General features: G+C 70.4%; 1 pseudogene. It reads right to left on the reverse strand.

The annotated features are described in order from the left end of the window. Positions 1-463 (reverse strand): annotated as a pseudogene (locus tag V2J85_RS40575) (LamG domain-containing protein); the annotation flags it as partial.

Consider the following 463-nt stretch of genomic DNA (forward strand, 5'->3'; position numbering starts at 1 on the left):
GTATGGCCCTGTGCCGTACCGATGTTGTTGCCGAACCCGACGATCCGCCCGCCGCTCGTCGACGTCGTACGGAACCACGTCTCGATGGAGTACGGGGTGGGGGAGGTGTAGCGGTGCAGCCGGTCGCTGTACACGTACTCGTCGCTGCCGTTCAGCGAGAGCGCGGCCGAACCGGCGACGGCCGAGGGCGTGGAGCGGTACGTCGGTGTGTTCACGTACACCCCGCCGTTCCGGCTGTCCGAGGCGTCCGCCGCGAAGACCCCGCCGGGCTCGTCGTAACGCCAGTACAGATCCGCCCCGTCGGCCAGAACCCGCTCCTGGTACGGGGAGGCGGCGGAGACCGCCGTCACCGCGGCGGCGGGGGAGAGCGCACTGGTGTTGCCCGCGCCGTCGGTCGCCGTGATCCGGTAGGAGTACGTCTGCCCCGCGACCACGTTCCGGTCGGTGAAGGTCAGTTGGGGGC

Source organism: Streptomyces bugieae (assembly GCF_036352915.1).
Taxonomy (GTDB): Bacteria; Actinomycetota; Actinomycetes; order Streptomycetales; family Streptomycetaceae; genus Streptomyces; species Streptomyces endophytica.